This is a genomic window from Fusobacterium mortiferum ATCC 9817, assembly GCF_000158195.2.
Classification (GTDB): domain Bacteria; phylum Fusobacteriota; class Fusobacteriia; order Fusobacteriales; family Fusobacteriaceae; genus Fusobacterium_A; species Fusobacterium_A mortiferum.
In genome coordinates this window covers 462,337-482,585 of the sequence record NZ_GL987988.1, presented here as the reverse complement: position 1 = coordinate 482,585, position 20,249 = coordinate 462,337, and the positions used below count along the sequence as shown (strand labels likewise).

The window sequence follows — 20,249 nt, the reverse complement described above, 5'->3', positions numbered from 1 at the left end:
GTAGAAAGAGGTCATTAATATTATGGCCTCTTTTTTGTTACTGGAGGAATTATGACACTATCAACTCGAAATCTACTTATTTTAGATTTTCTAATAAAACATAAACAAAGTTCTATTAAAGAAATTGCAGAAAAATTTAATATTTCTGAAAGTTCTGCTAGATATGATCTAAAAAATATAGAAGTTTTGATTGAGAAAAAGAATGCAAATATAGAATTTTTAAGTAAGGGGAATATATATTTTAATAATTTTGAAAAAAATATTTTCGATTTTTCTCAAGATAATTTACAATATATTTTAACCTCTGAAGAGAGAGTTGAATTTTTAGAAATTTTTATATTACTCAATAATCAACCTTTTAATATTCAAAGAATTATTGAAATATTAGACATCACTAGAAATACTTTTAAAAGTGATTTTGAGAAAGTTAAGCAAAATTTCTATAAAATGGGAATTACTCTTAATAATGATGGGACTTTTTCTTTAAAAAGAGGTTCTAGTAGAACATATATTTTAATCCCTCTCAGTAGATTGATTAAAAGATTTATATTCCAAGAGGAAGTTTATTATTATCCTAACAAATTTATTTTTAATAATGCTTTCAAGCATATATCTTATGATAAAATCAATATTATTACACAATATATAAGAGAGGTTCTAGAGAGAAGTAATAAAATTTTATCTGATGAATCTTATCAAATGCTTATTGCTTATATAATTATTGTCGTAGAAACAGTAGCAAATAACTATAAATTACAAACTAATACTAATAATGAGGAGTTTTTTAAATCAAAAGAAGAATTTAAAATTCTAACCTCTAAAAAATATATTTTAGAAGAAGAATTTAAAATAAAAATAGATGAAACCGAATTAATTAGACTAACAAATTTTTTTCTTGGAAGTCAAACTTATACAAAAAAAATAGATTTTTATGAAAATTGGATTAGAAGTGAAATTTTTATTGAAAAGTTTATTAGAGATGTAAGCTCTCAACTAAAATATAATTTAACTAAAGATACAATTCTCTTTAATGGGCTTTTAAACCATTTAAAACCTGCTGTATATAGAATAAAAAATAAAATAAATCTTGAAAATTCAATCTATGAAGAACTTATTCTTAAAGAAAAAAAATTATTCGATATAGTCAAAAAAAGTATTGAAAATATACCTGAATTAAAAGAAATCTCTAATGATGAAATTGCTTACCTTGTCGTTTACTTTAAAGCTAGTATCGAAAGAATTGAACAGAATAAAAAAGTTAAGAAAAAAATCCTTATAGTATGTAATTTTGGATATGGAACATCTAGGCTATTAAGTCAAAATTTACATGAAAATTATGAAGTGGAGATAGTTGCAACTCTTCCTGTTTATGAATTAAAAAATTATAAAAATCTAGAAAATATCGACTATATTCTTACAACTACAACTTTTAATCAAAATAGTATTAATATTCCTATAATACAAGTTAATCCTATTTTGGATAAAAATGATTTTGCTCTTTTAGATTCATTGAATTTTAAAAGAAATAAAAATAAGATCTCTCTTAAAGTGCTTATAAATTTAATAAAAAACAATATTAAAGAAAATGAAATTTCTACTGTTATTAAAGCTTTAAAAGAAAATTTAGATGATTTTTTTATTGATGATTATATTCATTCGCCTATTCCTATTTTAAACCTTAAAACTTTACTTCCTGCAGAAAATATAGTAATTACAGATGAAGGCTTCAACTGGAAAAATGCTATTTGGAAACTAGGAGATTTATTCATTGAAAAAAAATTGGTATCTTCTTCTTATATTAAAGATATAATTAAAATAGTAGAAGATAATGGTGCTTATATGGTAGTTGATGAACGCTTTGGTATTTTTCATGCTAAAAATAATGATAATATTTTTCAAACTTCTTTAATGTTATTAGTATCCAAAAAACAAATTCAAATCAAAGATAAAAAAACTCATCTTATTTTAATTCTTGCTAGTAAAGATGGACATGAGCATTTACAAAGCTTAATTGAATTTAGTAAAATTTTTGAATCTAAAGAAAATATAGATAAAATTCTAAAACTTTCTTCAAATAAAAGAATTTTTGACTTTATTTCAAAAAATATTTAATAAAAAAGATAGGAGCTATTCTACTAAAAACTACAATAGCTCCTTTTTATTAATATATACTATTTATAACTTTTCCATTTAAATAATTTTTTAAATTTTCTTCTGCTATCTTCATTATATTTTGACGAGCTTCAATAGCAGCCCAAGCAATGTGAGGAGTAATATTTATTCTATCATTTTTTAATAGTTCAGAATCTTTTTGAGGTGGTTCATTTTTTAATACATCGAACCCTACTCCATATATTTTTCCAGATTTTATTGCTTCTAATAAATCAGTTTCATCTACTAAAGGTCCTCTTGAAGTATTTATTAGAATTACATCTTTTTTCATCTTCTTTATTGTCTCTTTATTTACCAATCTATAAGTTTCCTCTGTCAAAGGAAGATGTAAACTTATAACATCACTTCTTTTTAAAATCTCTTCCAATGTAACTTGATTATCAATATTTAAATTTTTTCTATCATATATTAAGATTTTCATACCAAAAACAAGTGCTATCTTTTCAACCTCTTTTCCTATATTTCCATATCCTAATATCCCTATTGTTTTTCCTTCTAAACTTATTATTGGCTTTTTCCAATAACAGAAATCTAATTTTTCACTCCATTCTCCATCTTTTACTGATTTACTATGCAATCCTACATTGTTAGTTATTTCTAAAAGATGTGCAAACACCATTTGTGCAACGACCTTTGACCCATAATTTGGAGTATTAGTAACTATAATATTTTTTTCTTTGACAGCTTCTATATCTATAATATTATATCCAGCAGCTGTAATTCCTATATATTTTAATTTAGGTAATCTTTCAACTCTTTCTCTATTAAAAGGAACTTTGTTTGTTATTATTACCTCTGCATCTTTTGACCTCTCATATACTAACTCTTCAGGAGTTCTATCATATATTTCAACCTCTCCATACTTTTTTAACCATTCCCAAGATAAATCTCCTGGATTTTCTGTATAACCATCTAATACTACTATTTTCATAATTTCTCCTTAACTAAAAAAATTCAAGAATAATTTTTTATACTAAGAAAAATAATTTTGATTTATAAAATATTTTTCTTTAATTATTCTTGAATTTTACTATATATATTTTTTATTTACAATATATTTTTTATTCTAATTAGAAATTTTTCTCAACATATTCTATAATTGCTTTAATCTCTTTTTCTTGCTTATCATTAACTTCTAAAAATGGTTTTATACTATAATCAACTAAATTTATTCCACGTAATGTCATAGCTCTTTTCATTACTGGAATAAATGGTGTTCCCACTTCATAAATTTTCATCATTCTATCTACTATTTTTTGTATTCTAGTTACTTCATCCATATCTTTTTCATTAATAGCTTTTACCCATTTTGCAAAAACTTCTGGATAAAGATTTGATAATCCTCCAATACATCCATTTCCATCTGATAACATAACATGAGCTAAGTTTTCATCATATCCTGATAAAACTACAAACTCAGGGAACTCATCTCTTACAGTTGCTAATAATCTTCTTGTGTGTCCCATTTCGCTTACAGTATCTTTAAATCCTACTATATTTTTATTTTTACGTAATAAATTTAGTGTAATTTCAGCAGTTAAATCATATCCATTTCTGTCTGGGAAGTTATACAAATAAATGTCTCCTTTTACTTGTTTTGCAACTTCATCAAAATAATATTCTATACTTTCTGGTGATAATGAAAAATAGTAAGGTCCTATTATCATAACAGCATCAGCACCTTTTTCTAATGCATAATTTGATAACTCTACTGTTTCTTCTATTGTCATACAGCTAGTTCCTATATATAATTTTACTCTTTTATTGATATAATCAGTTGCTAAATCAATTAATTCCTTTTTAGCTTCCATTGACATTGAGAAAAATTCTCCTGTACTTCCCATTATAACGATTCCATCTATTCCACCTTTTATTAAGTGTTCCCAAACATTTCTATTTGCCTGAGCATCTAGTTTTCCTTCCTTATTAAAAGCTGTTACTACTGGTGTTAAAAACATTGCTTTTTTCATAAACTTCTCCTTTATTCTACTTTATTTATTAATTCTCCTATTTTTTCTATTTTACATTTTACAATATCTTCTTTTTTTAAAAATTTAGGTGGATTATATCCTAATCCCACTCCATCTGGAGTTCCTGTTATAATAATATCTCCTGGCTCTAAAGTTATTCCATTAGATATCTCTGAAATTATTTTTGAAACATTAGACAGCATATACTTAGTATTAGAATTTTGTCTAATTTCATCATTAACTTCACTACAAATCTTTAATTCTAGTGGATGTGGAACTAATGATTTATGTAAAATTACTGGTCCCATAGTAGAATAAGTATCTATACTTTTTCCTCTATACCATTGAATATGTTCTTTTTGTAAACCTCTTGACGAAATATCATTAAATATTGAATATCCAAAAATATATTTTTCTGCCTCTTTTTCAGCTATATTTTTTCCTGCTTTTCCTATAATTACTGCTAATTCTACTTCATAATCTAGCTTCTCATCTAGATCTAACCTACTTTTAATAGATTGGTTCGTTCCTATTATTTCACTAGCTCTTTTTGAAAAATAAACAGTTTTTTCAGGAGTTTTAAATGAATTATCAAATTTCTCTTGAGTTTCTATTAAATGTTTTCTATAATTTACTCCAACACAAATAATATCATGAATTGGCTTTCTTATAGGAGAGCAAATTTCTACTTCATCAACTTTATATTTTCCAATTTCATTATCTATTTTACTTTTTATATTTTTTAATACTTTATCATCGATTTCCTCGATGAACTCAATCATTGAATCTCTTTTATTTTTGTTTGTAGTAAAAAGTTCTATAATATTTTTTTCACTTTTGTCTAATACTCCTATTTTTTCTATATTATTTACTATAAATCTTATAAATTTCATGGAAAAACTCCTTTTAAAATTTATATCTAAAAGCAGAGAAATAATATTCCCCTGCTCTTAAGATTAATTATTATACATAGTTACAAAGTCTAGCTATTGCTGTTTCTGTATATCCTAATGTTTCAGCCTTTGTTTGTTTTCCATTTGCTACTTTTAAAACTTCTTCTAATAATTCATTTCCTAATTCCTTTAGTGTTTGTGGTCCATAAATTACTGGACTTGCATCAATATCAATATTATCTTTCATATTTTCAAATGTTATTTTATTTCCTGTTATTTTTATAACTGGTGATATTGGATTTCCTGTAGGTGTTCCTCTTCCTGTTGAGAATACTATTATTTGAGCTCCTCCTGCAACCATTCCTGCTACTGAAGAAGGATCATTTCCTGGAGTGTCCATTATCACTAATCCTTTTTCAGTAACTGGTTTTCCATAATCAAATACTGCATTTACAACTGAATGTCCACCTTTATGAATACATCCTAAAGATTTTTCTTCAAGAGTTGTTATTCCACCAGCTATATTTCCTGGAGATGGATTTCCTTCTCTTACTTCTTCACCGACTAATTGAAGTGCTTTTTCATATCTGTGTACTATATCATAAATTCTTTCTTTTACTTCTTCATTTTTTGCTCTTGAAGCTAATATATGTTCTGCTCCTATAAATTCTGTTGTTTCTGATAAAATCGAAGTTGATCCTAACTCTACTAAACGATCACTTAATTCTCCAATTAATACATTAGATGCGAGACCACTAGTTGGATCTGAACCACCACATTCTGTTCCTATTATTAATTCTGAAATATCACACTCTTCTCTTTGTTGCATAGAAGCTTCTTGAGCCATTCTTCTTCCAGCACGTACTGCTCTTTCTATTGTTGTGATTGTTCCACCATTTTCTTGAATTATAAATGTTTCCATTGGTTTATTTGTTCTTTCTCTAATAGCATCTACAACTAAATCCATTTGACAATTTTCACAACCTAAAGATACTACTATGATTCCATAAACATTTGGATTTGCTGCCATTCCAGCCATTACATCCATAGTTAATTGTTGATCTCCTGCTACTTGTGAACAACCATTTTGGTTATTAAAAGTTACTGCCCCTTCAATTTGTGAAGCAATTATTCTAGTTGTATCTGAAGCACAAACACTTGCTGGTAATATAAATATTTTATTTCTGATTCCTACTTTTCCATCTGGTCTTCTATATCCTAAAAATTTCATTTTAACTTCCTCCTTAAATTTAAAGTTCTTCCCTATGACTTTCTACATTATGTACATGTACATGTTCACCCTTTTGTATATCTCTTCCAGCTATACCAATATGTTCTCCATACTTAACTACTGGCTCACCTTTTTTTATGTCTTTACTTGCTAATTTATGATAAATTTGAACATCTGTTAAAGCTTCTAAAGAAACAGTTTCATTATCTAATTTATAAGCTACCACTTCTCCTTTTTTTACTGTTTCTATTGCTACAGCTACATTATCTTTTTTATCAATTACTACAGCATTTATTTTCATTAAACTTCCTCCTTTATTTTAAAATATTTTTATTTATAAAATAACATTTTTTATTACTTTATACTAGCTTTAATTCATTTCTTCTTTTATTTTATCAAATTGTGGACAACCATATTTTTTTGCCCAATAATTTGTCATTAATGGAGCTAATATTGCTGTTACTACTACTGCTGCTGCTACCTGAGTTGTAGCTCCTCCTACATATGGAGCCCAAGCAGGATCTATTATTCCTACTGCTGCGGGTACTGCTACTGCATTTCCAGCTGTTGTTGCTACTGCCCAACCTGCATATCCAGGTCTTCTTCCTATTACTCTATCACAAAATACTATAAAAGCTCCTCCTACAAATACTGATATTAATCCTAATACTATTCCTGGAACTCCACCTTTTAAAACATTACTTAGGTTTATTCCTGCTCCTAATGTAAATCCAACAAATGGTATTAAAATATCTCCAGCTGGAGCCATAAAATCTCTCATAGATTTATCAAGATTTCCTATTATCATTCCTACAATTATAGGAATTACTGTAGCTACTAATGCCATAAATGGTACATTAGCTAGTCCTGATGCTCCTAGTGCTATTAATGTTAATAATGGTCCATCATTCAACGCTAGAAGAGCCATCGCAGCACAATCTGTAGTATCTCCATAAGTTTTCATCAATGCTAAATATACACTTCCATTACTATTAGTAACTGCACTTATTATTGCTAATGTTGTTAATCCACAAACTCCAGCAAAACCAAACATTTTTCCTACCGCTATTCCTATAGCTGCACCTATTATAAATTTAGAAACTAATAATATCCCTCCACGTTTAACAACTTTTGGCATATCTGCTAATTGCAAAGTAGTTCCCAAACAAAATAATTGAATTCCCATTGCTGTTGCTGCTCCTGCACTTGAAAATGTTGCAGTTGTAAAAGATCCTATCTTCAAAGCTTCTGGAAAAAAAGTATTCATAAAAGACCCAATTAAAAGTGGAACAATCATCATTCCTGCTGGAACTTTTCTTAAAAATTTTAATATCATATCTTCCTCCTAAACAATCTTTTCGTAATTACGTACCTGGTACTTTAATTCGTATCACTATAATCTGATAATAATATATTTTTTTTTACTTGTCAATAGTTTTTTAAAAAATATTTTTTGTATTATTTTAAAACAGTTTTATACAATAGTCAAGATTATTATTATTTAATACATTTTTTGATAAATTTCTGATATAATATAATATAGATTTTAAACAGTTATTATAATTTTTAGAGGTGGAAATTGAAAAATAAAGAACATAATCCAACATTAAGAGTTTTAAATATTTTAGAAACTCTTGCATCTAATCCTGAAGGATTAACATTAACTCAAATTGCTGAAATAATTAATTCACCAAAAAGTACGATATTACCAATAATTCATACAATGGCTAATAGAAAATTTATCTTCTTCAATGAAAAAACTTATACTTATACAATTGGAATAAGTTCATTTTGTGTAGGTTCTTCTTATACAAGTAACATGAATGCATTACAATTTATAAAATCAGAAATGGAATATGTAGTCAAAAAAACTGATGAAATATGTCAAATGGGAATATTAGATGGTGGAGAAGTACTTTATGTAGCCAAAGTTGATTCTACTAATCCTATTAGAATTTTGTCTTCAGTTGGAAAAAAACTTCCTGCTTACTGTACTGCTCTTGGAAAAGCTATGTTGTTTAATTATTCAAAAGAAGAGTTGAATAACCTATATCCTGAAGGTTTTAAAGCATATACAAAAAATACAATTACAGATTTTGATATTTTATATAAACAACTTGAAGAAATAAAACAAACAAAAGTTGCTACTGAATATGGTGAAGTAAATGAAGATTCTAGCTGTATTAGTGTGCCTTTGACTAATAATAATAAAATTATTGCGGCTATTAGTGTTAGTACACCATCTTTTAGATTAACACAAGAAAAATCGGAACAAATAATTAGTTATTTATTAAACGCTAAGAATAAAATTGAAATATTTTTTAAAGAACATGATATTAATGATTCTCAATTAATTTTAAATAGATAATTTTTTTACATAACACTTTAAAGTGTTATTTTTTAGTTATTCTTATATACGAATCAGATATGTAAATACAAAAAAATATTGACTTTAATATATAAGTGTGATATTATTCACTTAAAGAGTATTTTATTTATATTAGGAGGTCATTATGATTTATTATATTCCACCAATTAACTTATTAGGAAAAGGATGTTTAAAAGATTTAGTTCAACCCTTAAAAAATTTAAAATGTAAAAAAGCATTTGTAGTAAGTGATAAATTTCTAACAAATAATGGAACTGTTGAGAAAGTAACAAATATTTTAAAAGAAGCTAATTTAGAATTTACAGTTTATAATGATGTAAAACCAAATCCAACTGTAACTAATGTTGAAAATGGATATAAAATTTTAGTTGAAGAAAAATGTGATATTGTTATTACAATAGGTGGAGGATCCCCTCAAGATTGTGGAAAAGCTATTGCTGTATTAGCTACTAATGGTGGAAGTATAAAAGATTATGAAGGAATTAATAAAACTTCTAATAAATCTCTTCCAATTGTTGCTATAACTACTACTGCTGGAACTTCTGCTGAAGTTACTATTAACTATGTTATTACTGATGAAGAAAGACATGTAAAAATGATTATGGTTGATACTAACTCGCTTGCAGCAATAACTGTAAACGATCCTGAATTAATGTTAGAAAAACCAGCTGCTTTAACTGCTGCTACTGGAATGGATGCTTTAACTCATGCTATTGAAGCAGTTGTAGCAAAAGGAGCTATGGATGTCACTAATTGTACTGCACTTTATGCTATTAAAGAAATTTTTGATTATCTTCCTACTGCAGTTAAAAATGGACATGATGTTAATGCAAGAGAACAAATGTGCTACTCTTGTTTCCTAAATGGAATAGCATTTAGTAATGCTGGACTTGGAAATGTTCATGCTATGGCTCATCAATTAGGTGGACTATATGATTTACCTCATGGTGTTTGTAATGCTATGTTACTTCCAATTGTTGAAGAAGAAAATGCTAAACATGTTCCTGAAAAATTTAGACCAATTGCAAAAGTTATAGGATTAGATACTGAAAATAAAACTGATAAAGAATGTGTTGATTTTGTAATTAATAAAATTAAATTATTATCTGAAGAAGTAGGAATCCCTAAATCACTTAAGGAAGTTGGAGTAGATAATCCTGATTTTGAATTATTAGCAGAAAATTCTATGAAGGATGCTTGTGCAGGAGCAAACCCTGTATTCTTCTCTAAAGAAACATTAATTGAACTTTTCAAAAAAATATCTTAATATTATAAAGAAAAAATAGCTGTTAATATAATAGCTATTTTTTCTCTTTTATAGTATTTCCTGTAATTACCAACATTTGGAGGAAAAATGTATAATATTTTACTTAAAGCTAGTTCTTTTGTTTTTATTATTTTTTTAGGTTATTTTCTCAAAAAGAAAAAATTTTTCTCTCAAGAGGATTCTAAGTTTGTTAATAAAACTGTTATTAATATAATTCTTCCTTCTGCTATTATAAGTAGTTTTGGAAGTTTTCAAAAAGATAATTCTCTTTTTATTTTAGTTTTTTTAGGTTTATTGTGTAACTTAACTTTAATATTTCTTGGTTATATTTTCTCTAGAAAAAAAGACTCGAAAATTAAAGCGCTATATATGCTAAATTTTTCTGGATATAATATTGGAGCATTTACTCTTCCATTTATACAAAATTTTCTTGGTTCTTTTGGAGTTATAGCTATCTGTATGTTTGACGTGGGAAACTCTATTAGTTGTACAGGTGGCTCATATGCTCTAACAACAATGGCTATAAATGATTCTAATGAAAAAAATTCCTTAAAAAATATTTTTGAAAAACTTTATAAATCAGTTCCTTTTATGACATATATTTTGATGCTAATCTTAGCTATAATAGGAATTAAAATTCCTGCTCCTATAATTTCAATAACCTCTTTAATTGGTGCAGCTAATGGATTTATGGCTATGTTAATGGTTGGACTTATGTTTGAAATAAGTTTTAAATGGGACTATATTTCAAAAGCTTTCTTTATTTTAATTATAAGGTATATTTTTGCTGGAATAACTGCCTTTATCTTCTATAATTTTTTACCATTTTCATTAGTTATTCGTCAAGTATTAGTTATTGCTATCTTTGCTCCTATTTCTGCTCTTTCTTCCTACTTTACTGAAAAATGTGATGGAAACTCTGGTTTATCTAGTTTTGCTTCATCACTATCTATTATCTTCAGTATTATTATTATAACATTTTTAATAATCTATCTAGAAATTTAATGAATGAGAGGATTTATAAAAATCCTCTCATTCATTATTAATTTCCTAATATTTTTAAAATTAATCTTATTTATAAATTTTTTCTAAAAACTTACCTTCCGACTCTTCATCAGATATCCCAATTATTTCACAATTAGGTAATAAATTTTGTAGTTTTTTATCTCCATTCCCCATTATTACTCCTTTTCCAACTAATTCTAACATCTCTTTATCATTCAAAGCATCACCAAACGCTATAACTTCTTCTGCACTTATTTTTTCATATTCAAGTAAGTTTTTTAAAGCTTCTCCTTTATTAACACTTTTGTCCATTAATTCTAGACAAGTAGGCTGTGAAGTAGCTATATTTAGTTCTTTATCTAATCCTAGCTCATACAATTGTTTCTCTAATTTTTCAATAACCTCCCTGTCCTTATGAATAAAAAATATTTTTTCCACCTTTTTATCCTTAAAATTCTCTAATGAACATACCTTAGGAGTAAATTTTGATTCTTTATGAAATTCAATATAATCTGGAACCATTAAATTTGTAAACCATTCTCCACCAATATAGATACTTGTTGATGTTCCTTCTTGAACTTTTAACTCTAATAACTTTTTAGTTAATTCTTTTGAAATACTTTTTCTACTAATTACTTCTCCTAATTCATTATGAACAAAAGAACCATTACCAGATATTAGATATTTTCCTGTTTCTATTTGATTAAAAAAATATCTAGCATCCTTATAATGCCTTCCTGTTGCTATAACAAATTTTATTCCCTTTTCAGAAATTTTCTTTATTATATCTATTGTGTATTGTGATAACTTATGATTAGAATTTAAAAGTGTTCCATCCAAATCAGATACTACCATTTTATATTTCATTTATTTCCTCCTAATTTTATAAAAAAGGTAACCTTTTGGTTACCTTTTAATGTTATTAATAACTATTTTTAACTTTTTCTCCTTTAATTATTTTTACTATTCTACTTGTTCCAAGTCTATTAGCTCCAAGCTCCATAAATTTTTCTGCATCCTCTAATGATGAAATACCACCAGCAGCTTTTATTTTTACATTTTCTCCTACAAATTTTTTCATTAAAGCTACATCTTCAAATGTAGCTCCTCCTGTAGAAAATCCAGTAGATGTTTTTATATATTCAGCTCCAGACTCTGTTACTACTTTACACATTTTTATTTTTTCTTCTTCAGTTAAAAGGCATGTCTCTATAATTACTTTTAATACCTTTTTACCACAAGCTTTTTTTTATTTTTTTTATCTCTTCCAAAATAGATTGATAATCTCCATTTTTTACATCTCCAATATTAATAACCATATCTATTTCATCAGCACCATTTTTTATAGCATCCTCTGTTTCAAACACTTTTACAGCAGTTGTTGAATATCCATTTGGAAATCCTATTACTGTACAAATAGCTAATTTACTATCTACATATTCTTTTGCTCTTTTAACATAAGAAGCTGGTATACATGCAGATGCAACTTCATATTTAATACTATCATCAAGTATTTGTTTAATCTCTTTCCAAGTAGCTGTCTGAGTTAGAAGTGTATGATCTACAATACTTAAAATTTTATTTTTCATTCTGTTACCTCTACTTATTTACTAATTTTTTCCCAATCTGCTAAAAACTTCTGTATTCCAGCATCTGTTAGTGGGTGTTTTATCATACTTTCAATTACTTTAAATGGTAGAGTTCCTATATGTGCCCCTGCTTTAGCAATTTCTTCTACGTGGAAAGGATTTCTTATACTTGCTCCAATTATTTCTGTTGTTATTCCATGTTTATCAAATGTATCTCTTATATTTTTTATTAATTCTATTCCACTTACACCTGTATCTTCTAGCCTTCCTATAAATGGACTAACATATGTAGCTCCTGCCCTTGCTGCTAGTAATGCTTGATTTAATGTAAAAATTAAAGTTAAATTTGTTTTTATTCCTAATTCTTTAAATCTCTTGCAAGCTTTTAACCCTTCAAAAGTTGTAGGTAATTTTATAACAACATTTTTATGAATTTTTGCTAATTTTTTTCCTTCTTCTATCATCTTTTCTGCTTCCAAAGATAATACTTCAGCACTAATAGGCCCATCCACTATTTTAGTTATCTCTGTTATTATTTTTTCAAAATCTCCATTTTCTTTTGCCACAAGTGATGGATTAGTTGTTACACCTGCTATTACTCCATAACTTTCAGCTTTTCTTATTTCATCTAAATTAGCTGTATCTATAAATATTTTCATAATCTATACCTCTTTATCTTATAATAACTCTTTAGCTTTTTTTAATATTTCTTCTGCTGTTAATTTATACTCTTTTTGAAGATAATCTAAAGTTCCTACTTGCCCAAATCTATCTTCAACTCCAACTCTTCTTAAAGGTACAGGATAATTTTCAACTAAAATCTCTGCTACTGCACTTCCTAATCCTCCAATTATATTATGATTTTCGGCAGTTACAAATCCTTTTGTTTGTTTTGCATATTTTAAAATCAATTCCTTATCTATTGGTTTTATAGTAAACATATCTATCACTGTTACTTCTATTCCCTCTTCTTTAAGAATATCTGCAGCTTTTAAGGCTTCTACAACCATTATCCCACATGCAACTATAGTTAAATCTTTTCCTTCTCTTAATACTTTTCCTTTTCCAATTTTAAATTTCTCACTTTCATCATAAAGTTTATACGAACCTTTTCTTACTGCACTTAAATAATGTATTCCATAACTATCTTTTATTTGTCTTAAAATATTCTTCATCATCGTTGTATCTGAAATCGACATTACTACTGCAGTTGGTATCGTTCTCATAAGAGCTATATCTTCAAAAGAAGTATGAGTTCCACCATTATGTTGAGCATAGATTCCTGGGTCTGATCCCAATATTTTTATATTAGTTTTTGCATAAGCTCCTGATAAAAATACTTGGTCAAAATCTCTTCTAGTTGCAAATGGACTAAATGTATGAATAAAAGGTATATCTCCAACTAATGAAAGTCCACTTGCTACTCCAACCATATTGGATTCCATAATTCCACAATTTATATAGTTCTCTTTATTTGTTTTAGCTATTGAGTTCGTAGAAATTGCTTCTGCTAAATCGGCCTCTAGAACAAAAACTCTTTTGTCTTCATTGATTAATTCATCTAATGTTGAACTATATGCTTTTCTCATTTCTAATTTTTCTAATTCATATTTTGCCATTTCAATTTCCTCCTACTCAATATCTAACTTTGCTATTTCACTCTTTAATATCTCTTTCATTTCATCTGTAAATCTAATATGATGATTAGCTTTTAAATTTTCAAAATATTCTACCCCTTGTCCTTTAATAGTATCTAATACTATGCACTTAGGTCTTCCATCTGTATCCTTACTTACAGCTTTATCTATTTCCTCAACTGAAGCTCCATTTACTTTTATAGTCTCAAAACCAAAACTTTCCATTTTTTTTATAAAATCAAATGGATTACAAATTTCTTCTGTTGTTCCATCTAATTGTTTTTTATTATCGTCAATAAAAAGAGTAAAATTCTTTAATCTATTGTGTGCAGCAAACTGAATAGCTTCCCAACATTGTCCTTCATTTAGTTCCCCATCACCAACTATACAATATACTTTTCTTTCGCTATTTTTTCTTTGTAATCCTATAGCTACTCCTACAGCTGCTGATATTCCTTGACCTAAAGAACCTGTTGTCATATCTATTCCTGGAGTTAAATTTCTATCTGGATGACTTGGAAGTATAGTTCCATTATTATTTAAAGTATTTAATACTTCCAAATCAAAAAATCCTTTTAATGCTAATGTCGAATATAAAGCCGGTCCAGCATGTCCTTTAGATAAAACTAAATAATCTCTATCCTCCATTTTAGGATTTTTAGGATCTACTTTCATATTACTATATAATACTGCTAAGGTTTCTACTATTGACATAGCTCCACCCAGATGACCAAATCCTCTATGTAAAAGCATTTTTAAAGTTTCTCTTCTTATTTCTTTACAAAATTTATTCATTTTTATATATTTTTCCATAGTTTTCTCCCTTTCATTTTAAATATTAAAGGCTATTAAAAAATAGCCTTTAAATAACTTCTATTTTAATTTTCTTTTTTTTGATTTCTTGGGAAAATAAAAGCTAATAAAATAAATACTGCAAATACTACCAAAATTATATATTTATTAAAGTTTCCTGCTAATACTCCTAATAATGCTCCAACAACTCCAAAGTCAGCATCTGAGAATGTTGTATTTGCAAATCCTAACTCTCCTAATATTGGAAGTAAAACCACTGGTACAAATGTTATAAATACTCCATGTATAAATGATCCTACAGCTGCTCCCCTTCTACCTCCAGTTGCATTTGCAAATACTCCTGCTGTCGCACCACAGAAGAAATGAGGAATAACTCCTGGTATAATTAACACCCAATTTAATACTCCCAAAATAAATAATCCTACTATTCCTCCTAAAAAACTACATAAAAATCCAATTAATACTGCATTTGGTGCATATGGAAAAACAACTGGACAATCTATTGCAGGTTTTGCATTAGGCACTAAAGTTTGTGAAATTCCTGTAAATGCTGGAACAATTTCTGCTAAAATCAATCTAACTCCTTGTAATACTACAAATACTCCTGCTGCAAATGTTATTGCTTGAAGTACTGAATAAATTATGAAGTTTTGTCCATTACTTAAATTAGTTTGAACATAATCTGCCCCTGCTGCAAATGAAGTAATTAAATATAATACTAACATTGTTAAAGATATTGATATTGAACTATCTCTTAAGAAAGATAAGTTTTTAGGAAGATTCATCTCTTCAGTTGATTTTGATCCTTTTCCTACTAAAGCTCCTATCTTAGCTGCTAAAACATAACCTACTGTACCAAAATGTCCAAATGCAACATCATCAGTTCCAGTTATTTTTTTCATTGTTGGATGAGCAAGTGCTGGGAAAAATGCCATTGAAAATCCTAAAACTACTGATCCTACAAATACTAACATTGCTCCTTGGAATCCTGCAACTGCCAATATAACTGCTATCATACATGCCATATAAAATGTATGATGTCCTGTTAAAAATATATATTTTAATTTTGTAAATCTAGCAATTAAAATATTTGCTAACATACCAAAAGCCATTATTAAAGCTGTTACAGTTCCATATTTAGCTATTGCTAAAGCAACTATTGCTTCATTATTAGGAACAATACCTTGTACCTTAAACCCTACTTCAAACATTTGACCAAATGGAACCAAACCATTTGTAAGTATTCCTGCTCCTCCAGTAAGAACTATGAAACCTAGTATTGTTTTTATAGTTCCTTTTACTGTATCAGAAAAATTTTTCTTTTGACATAGTAATCCAATTAAAGAAATTAAACCTACCAATATTGCTGGTACACTTAAAATGTCCACTATTAATTTTAACATGTCTTTGCCTCCTCAAATATTTTATATTTTTATTATAAAATTCCTTTTTCTTGAAACGCTTTTACAATAGCTTCTTTGATTTCAGCTAAATTTATAATATTTGATAAAACTATCTTATTTGAAATATGAGCACTTCCTGCTATATCTCTTGACATTATAAAGAAATCTGAATCACTTTCAATAACTGAAGCTAAATCTGTATGAGTTACTTCAGCTGTTACTCCTAACTCCTTTAAAACTTTCTTTACATTCATTTCTAGCATAAAACTACTTCCTAAACCTGTTCCACATACTGCTGTTATTTTCATAATTAATTCCTCCTTGATTTTTCTTTTTTATTTTAATTTTTTATTATAAATTATTTTTTAACTCCCCAATTGTTTTTGAAGTGATTAACTTCTCAATCTTCTCTTCATCTCCTAAAATATCTGCTAACTTTTCAATGATTTCAATATGAGAACTACTATCTTTTGCTGCTAAACAAAATAACAAATACACTTTATCTGTATTTTCTGAAAATTTAACCCCTTCATTTACTTTTAATAAAGAAAGAGAACTTTCTAATACATTTTCATCAGGTCTTGCATGTGGCATAGCTACTCCTGGTATTAAAATTATATAAGGACCTAAATTTTTTATATTTTCTATCATACTTTTAACATACCCAAACTTTATTTTCCCACTATTGATTAATGGTTGTGCTCCAATCTCTATAGCTTTTTCCCATGTTTCAATTTTTTCTACAACTTGAATCTTATCTCCTAAAATATCCTTTATCCCCATATTACCCTCCTGTATTTTTTATATTTTTATTCTATAATTATTTTTTTTGTTTTACAATTATCTTTTTTGTTCAATTTACATTTTACATTTTTTGACAAAAAAAAAGAAGGATACTAGCTTTAAAAACTTAGTAGCCTTCTTTATATTATTATTTTTTAAAATTTATATATTTCAAAACTTGTTTAACATTTTTAGCCTTTGAAAGATTTTCAATCAAATTATAATTAGTGATTAACTCCACCAAGTCAGCTAAAGCATTCAGATGTTCTTTATTATCCCAAGATGAAAAAGCTAATATAACTTGTACTTTTCTATTGTCTGGAAAAAGAATAGGTTTTTTCAAAATTACAAGTCCCATTCCTGTTTTTAAAACAGAATCATCTTTTTGAGCATGTGGAATAGCTATATTCTCTCCTATAACCACATATGGTCCAAATTTATTTATATTTTCTATCATTGCATCTATATATTCAACTTTTGTAATATGATTTTTTACTAAAACTTCCCCTGCTAATTTAACTGCTTCTAACCAATTTTCTACCTCTTGATTTACCAAAATATTATCTTCAGTTAGAAAATCTGAAAGTTTGTATTCATTTTCTTCTGTATCATTTATAAGTCTTTGCTCAAAATAAATATTTAATCCTTTAATAAGTTCTTCTTTATTTTCAATTTTACAATTTTGTTCAATTATTTCCATTAATTCTGATAACATATATCTTTTTCTTTGTTTTGATAGAGAATATTTATCTAAATTATTTATATCTTCTTGGGCTAAAATAGATTTAACTTTTACTACTGGTATTGAAAAACTGCTATCTATATCCACAGTACTTATAATTAAATCTACTTCTTCCTTTTGTAAAGTCTTTTCTAGAAGATGTCTTGGTATTGTTTTTACAATATTTATAGTATATATTTCTTTTAATTGCTGAACCAAAAGACTAGAAGTTCCATATCCATATCCACATACAACTAAAACTCTTTTTAAATTTTTTCTTTTATATTTATTTCTATCTATTGCTGATTTAAAATATATCGCCAAAAAAGCAACCTCGTCATTTGAAAACTCTATCCCAAGATACTTCTCAATATCTTTTAAAGAATTTTTGGTATTATAAAATATATTAGGATAACTATTTAATACCTCTACAAAAATAGAGTTTTCTAATTTTATTTTATTTTGTAATCTATAAATAGTTGGTTTAATATGATTTAAAAGTCCTTCTAATAACAATTTATCCTTAGAAATATCAACATCAATTTTTTTATTAAAGTTATCTATGAATTTTTTTACTAATATATCAATTTCTACCCAATTGCTATAATAAGATTTTTCAAAATTATATGTATGGCTTCCTAAAAAATAATCTGTAATTTGTAATATTTCATTCTCTTCTAGAAAAATATCATAAGATGATTCTAAAATTCCTTTTGCTTTTAAAATAGTATCATATTCTGCTGTTTCTTTTAAAAATTGCTTATTTGCTATTTTTTCTAAAACCTTTCCTTGCTTTATTCTAATTATTGTAATTATTAAATAAATTGCTATAATATTATAAGCTTCATCTGATATTATTTTATTTAGTAATTTTTGAATATAGTTAATAAAATTTTTAATTATATTTATATCTACATATTTAATATATTCTTCTACTATCAATTCTTTTCTAGTTTTTAATCCTACATTTGAGTAAAATATAAAATTTGAATACTTTCTTAGAAATTTTAATTGTTGTTTTCTTATGTCTATCTCTTCTCCAGATAGAATCAAACCTTCTTGTTGCGATATTTTTAATTCCAAATTATTATTTAATAACTCTTCTCTTATATCTCTTATATCATTTCTTATTGTTGTCCTACTCACATCAAGTATTTCACTAGCTTTTGTAAGATTTATTTTCTCATCAAATATACAGATAAAAGATAGATATTCTCTTCTTTCATATATATCTAAATTACTATTTTTATCCTCTATTTCATCATTTTCTAAAAAATTTTTATAATCCTCTAAATATATATTTCCTCCAAATTTTCTTTTTAGTGGTTTCAATTTATTTGAAATAAAGTAGTCATCTATTTTATCAAGCTCATATCTTATACTTCTTTCAGATATATTAAGAAGTTTTGCTAATTCTTTTATTGTTCCTTCACCATTATTTTTACATAAACTCTTTATAATATTATTCCCTCTTGAACTTAACAAACTTTTCACCCCTTTCATATATATTTTATAGTATATATTATTATTAGTTTTAAAAAAACTAACATTTTTTGTAATTTTTATTTTACAATTTTTTCTATTATTAAATAAAATTATCAATATCTTTCAAAATTAAAAAGAGGAGCGTATTATATAAAAAGCTCCTCTCTTTTCTCTTACAGTAATCCCTGTCCATATTGATAATATAGATATCCTGTTATTAGTAAAACAAACCCTACTTTTAATAGAAGATTTAAGCTTTTATATAAAATAAAGCATAAAACTATTATTATCAATATAGCTATTATTGTTGTACTTGACAAAATCTATCCCTTCCTTTAAAACTTTACCTTTGGTGCCTCTCTAACTTCACTTTCTACCTTAAACAATGGCTCCTCTTTAAAATTAAACATCCCTGCAAAAATATTTCCAGGTATCATTCTGATAGCCTGATTATAAGCAGTTACAGTGTCATTATAAAATTGACGAGTAAACCCTATTTTATTTTCTATATCTTTTAATTGATTTTGTAAATCTAAAAAATTTGTATTAGCTTTCAACTCTGGATAACTTTCTGATACCATCATAAGTCTACTCAATACACTTCCTAACTCTCCACTTGCTTTTATTTTTTCATCAACTGTTCCTGCAGTAGTATAATGAGTTCTAGCAGCTACTACTCTTTCTAAAGTTTCCTTTTCATGAGTTGCATATCCCTTTACAACCTCTACAAGATTAGGTATCAAATCAAATCTTTTTTGAAGTTGTACATCTATTTGACTCCAAGAATTTTTTACTCTCTCTTGTAATTTTACAAATTTGTTTTGATATCCTATTCCTATTAAAACTAATAAAATAACTAATCCCAAAATTACTAATAATACTATCATTTTT

At 26.8% G+C, this 20,249-nt stretch carries 20 protein-coding genes and 1 pseudogene; 4 read left to right on the top strand and 17 right to left on the bottom strand.

Annotation, left to right across the window (positions count from 1 at the left end):
* Nucleotides 1–51 precede the first annotated feature (51 nt).
* Entirely contained in the window at nucleotides 52–2,112 is a 2,061-nt protein-coding gene (locus FMAG_RS03295) for a BglG family transcription antiterminator (protein WP_005884002.1), read from the top strand.
* Nucleotides 2,113–2,161: 49 nt separating this feature from the next.
* Here FMAG_RS03295 and FMAG_RS03290 read toward each other — a convergent pair whose 3' ends face one another.
* From FMAG_RS03290 to FMAG_RS03265, 6 genes are all read right to left on the bottom strand, one after another.
* The gene (locus FMAG_RS03290; RefSeq protein WP_005884000.1) at nucleotides 2,162–3,103 is read right to left on the bottom strand and encodes a D-2-hydroxyacid dehydrogenase; all 942 of its coding nucleotides are present in this window, start codon (nucleotides 3,101–3,103) and stop codon (nucleotides 2,162–2,164) included.
* A gap of 139 nt (nucleotides 3,104–3,242) precedes the next feature.
* Nucleotides 3,243–4,142 (bottom strand): dihydrodipicolinate synthase family protein, encoded by a 900-nt coding sequence (locus FMAG_RS03285; protein ID WP_005883998.1) that lies wholly within the window; start codon nucleotides 4,140–4,142, stop codon nucleotides 3,243–3,245.
* A gap of 11 nt (nucleotides 4,143–4,153) precedes the next feature.
* Entirely contained in the window at nucleotides 4,154–5,035 is an 882-nt protein-coding gene (locus FMAG_RS03280; RefSeq protein WP_005883995.1) for a fumarylacetoacetate hydrolase family protein, read from the bottom strand.
* Nucleotides 5,036–5,105: 70 nt separating this feature from the next.
* On the bottom strand, nucleotides 5,106–6,266 hold the full coding sequence (locus FMAG_RS03275; protein ID WP_005883993.1) for a UxaA family hydrolase: 1,161 nt from the start codon (nucleotides 6,264–6,266) through the stop codon (nucleotides 5,106–5,108).
* 19 nt (nucleotides 6,267–6,285) lie between these two features.
* Complete coding sequence (locus FMAG_RS03270; protein WP_005883991.1) at nucleotides 6,286–6,567, bottom strand: UxaA family hydrolase; 282 nt, start codon at nucleotides 6,565–6,567, stop codon at nucleotides 6,286–6,288.
* Between the two features lie 69 nt (nucleotides 6,568–6,636).
* Nucleotides 6,637–7,602, bottom strand: a complete 966-nt coding sequence (locus FMAG_RS03265) for a 2-keto-3-deoxygluconate permease (protein WP_005883989.1) — start codon at nucleotides 7,600–7,602, stop codon at nucleotides 6,637–6,639.
* 243 nt (nucleotides 7,603–7,845) lie between these two features.
* On the opposite strand from FMAG_RS03265, the gene FMAG_RS03260 reads away from it, so the two are divergent.
* From FMAG_RS03260 to FMAG_RS03250, 3 genes are all read left to right on the top strand, one after another.
* Nucleotides 7,846–8,634, top strand: coding sequence for an IclR family transcriptional regulator (locus tag FMAG_RS03260; protein WP_005883987.1), 789 nt, complete (start codon nucleotides 7,846–7,848; stop codon nucleotides 8,632–8,634).
* 145 nt (nucleotides 8,635–8,779) lie between these two features.
* Entirely contained in the window at nucleotides 8,780–9,922 is a 1,143-nt protein-coding gene (locus tag FMAG_RS03255) for an iron-containing alcohol dehydrogenase (RefSeq protein WP_005883986.1), read from the top strand.
* Between the two features lie 87 nt (nucleotides 9,923–10,009).
* Entirely contained in the window at nucleotides 10,010–10,927 is a 918-nt protein-coding gene (locus FMAG_RS03250) for an AEC family transporter (RefSeq protein WP_005883983.1), read from the top strand.
* A gap of 66 nt (nucleotides 10,928–10,993) precedes the next feature.
* Here FMAG_RS03250 and FMAG_RS03245 read toward each other — a convergent pair whose 3' ends face one another.
* The 11 genes and pseudogenes from FMAG_RS03245 to FMAG_RS03200 all read right to left on the bottom strand — a co-directional run bounded on the left by FMAG_RS03245 (nucleotide 10,994) and on the right by FMAG_RS03200 (nucleotide 20,245).
* A complete protein-coding gene (locus tag FMAG_RS03245; protein WP_005883981.1) occupies nucleotides 10,994–11,794 on the bottom strand; it encodes a Cof-type HAD-IIB family hydrolase in 801 nt (266 codons plus the stop codon).
* Nucleotides 11,795–11,849: 55 nt separating this feature from the next.
* A pseudogene (gene deoC / locus FMAG_RS03240) lies at nucleotides 11,850–12,516 on the bottom strand (deoxyribose-phosphate aldolase).
* A 14-nt stretch (nucleotides 12,517–12,530) separates the two neighbouring features.
* Nucleotides 12,531–13,175 (bottom strand): fructose-6-phosphate aldolase, encoded by a 645-nt coding sequence (gene fsa, locus FMAG_RS03235; protein WP_005883979.1) that lies wholly within the window; start codon nucleotides 13,173–13,175, stop codon nucleotides 12,531–12,533.
* Between the two features lie 18 nt (nucleotides 13,176–13,193).
* Nucleotides 13,194–14,135 (bottom strand): transketolase family protein, encoded by a 942-nt coding sequence (locus FMAG_RS03230; RefSeq protein WP_005883977.1) that lies wholly within the window; start codon nucleotides 14,133–14,135, stop codon nucleotides 13,194–13,196.
* Between the two features lie 12 nt (nucleotides 14,136–14,147).
* On the bottom strand, nucleotides 14,148–14,966 hold the full coding sequence (locus FMAG_RS03225; RefSeq protein ID WP_005883975.1) for a transketolase: 819 nt from the start codon (nucleotides 14,964–14,966) through the stop codon (nucleotides 14,148–14,150).
* A gap of 65 nt (nucleotides 14,967–15,031) precedes the next feature.
* Nucleotides 15,032–16,369 (bottom strand): PTS ascorbate transporter subunit IIC, encoded by a 1,338-nt coding sequence (locus tag FMAG_RS03220; RefSeq protein WP_005883973.1) that lies wholly within the window; start codon nucleotides 16,367–16,369, stop codon nucleotides 15,032–15,034.
* 32 nt (nucleotides 16,370–16,401) lie between these two features.
* Nucleotides 16,402–16,677 (bottom strand): PTS sugar transporter subunit IIB, encoded by a 276-nt coding sequence (locus FMAG_RS03215; protein WP_005883972.1) that lies wholly within the window; start codon nucleotides 16,675–16,677, stop codon nucleotides 16,402–16,404.
* A gap of 43 nt (nucleotides 16,678–16,720) precedes the next feature.
* The gene (locus FMAG_RS03210) at nucleotides 16,721–17,152 is read right to left on the bottom strand and encodes a PTS sugar transporter subunit IIA (RefSeq protein WP_005883970.1); all 432 of its coding nucleotides are present in this window, start codon (nucleotides 17,150–17,152) and stop codon (nucleotides 16,721–16,723) included.
* 148 nt (nucleotides 17,153–17,300) lie between these two features.
* Complete coding sequence (locus FMAG_RS03205; RefSeq protein WP_040493586.1) at nucleotides 17,301–19,358, bottom strand: BglG family transcription antiterminator; 2,058 nt, start codon at nucleotides 19,356–19,358, stop codon at nucleotides 17,301–17,303.
* A gap of 173 nt (nucleotides 19,359–19,531) precedes the next feature.
* Nucleotides 19,532–19,678: a hypothetical protein gene (locus FMAG_RS13725; RefSeq protein ID WP_154499296.1), complete on the bottom strand. Its 147-nt coding sequence runs from the start codon at nucleotides 19,676–19,678 to the stop codon at nucleotides 19,532–19,534.
* A 15-nt stretch (nucleotides 19,679–19,693) separates the two neighbouring features.
* Nucleotides 19,694–20,245 (bottom strand): LemA family protein, encoded by a 552-nt coding sequence (locus FMAG_RS03200; protein WP_005883966.1) that lies wholly within the window; start codon nucleotides 20,243–20,245, stop codon nucleotides 19,694–19,696.
* Nucleotides 20,246–20,249: the final 4 nt, after the last annotated feature.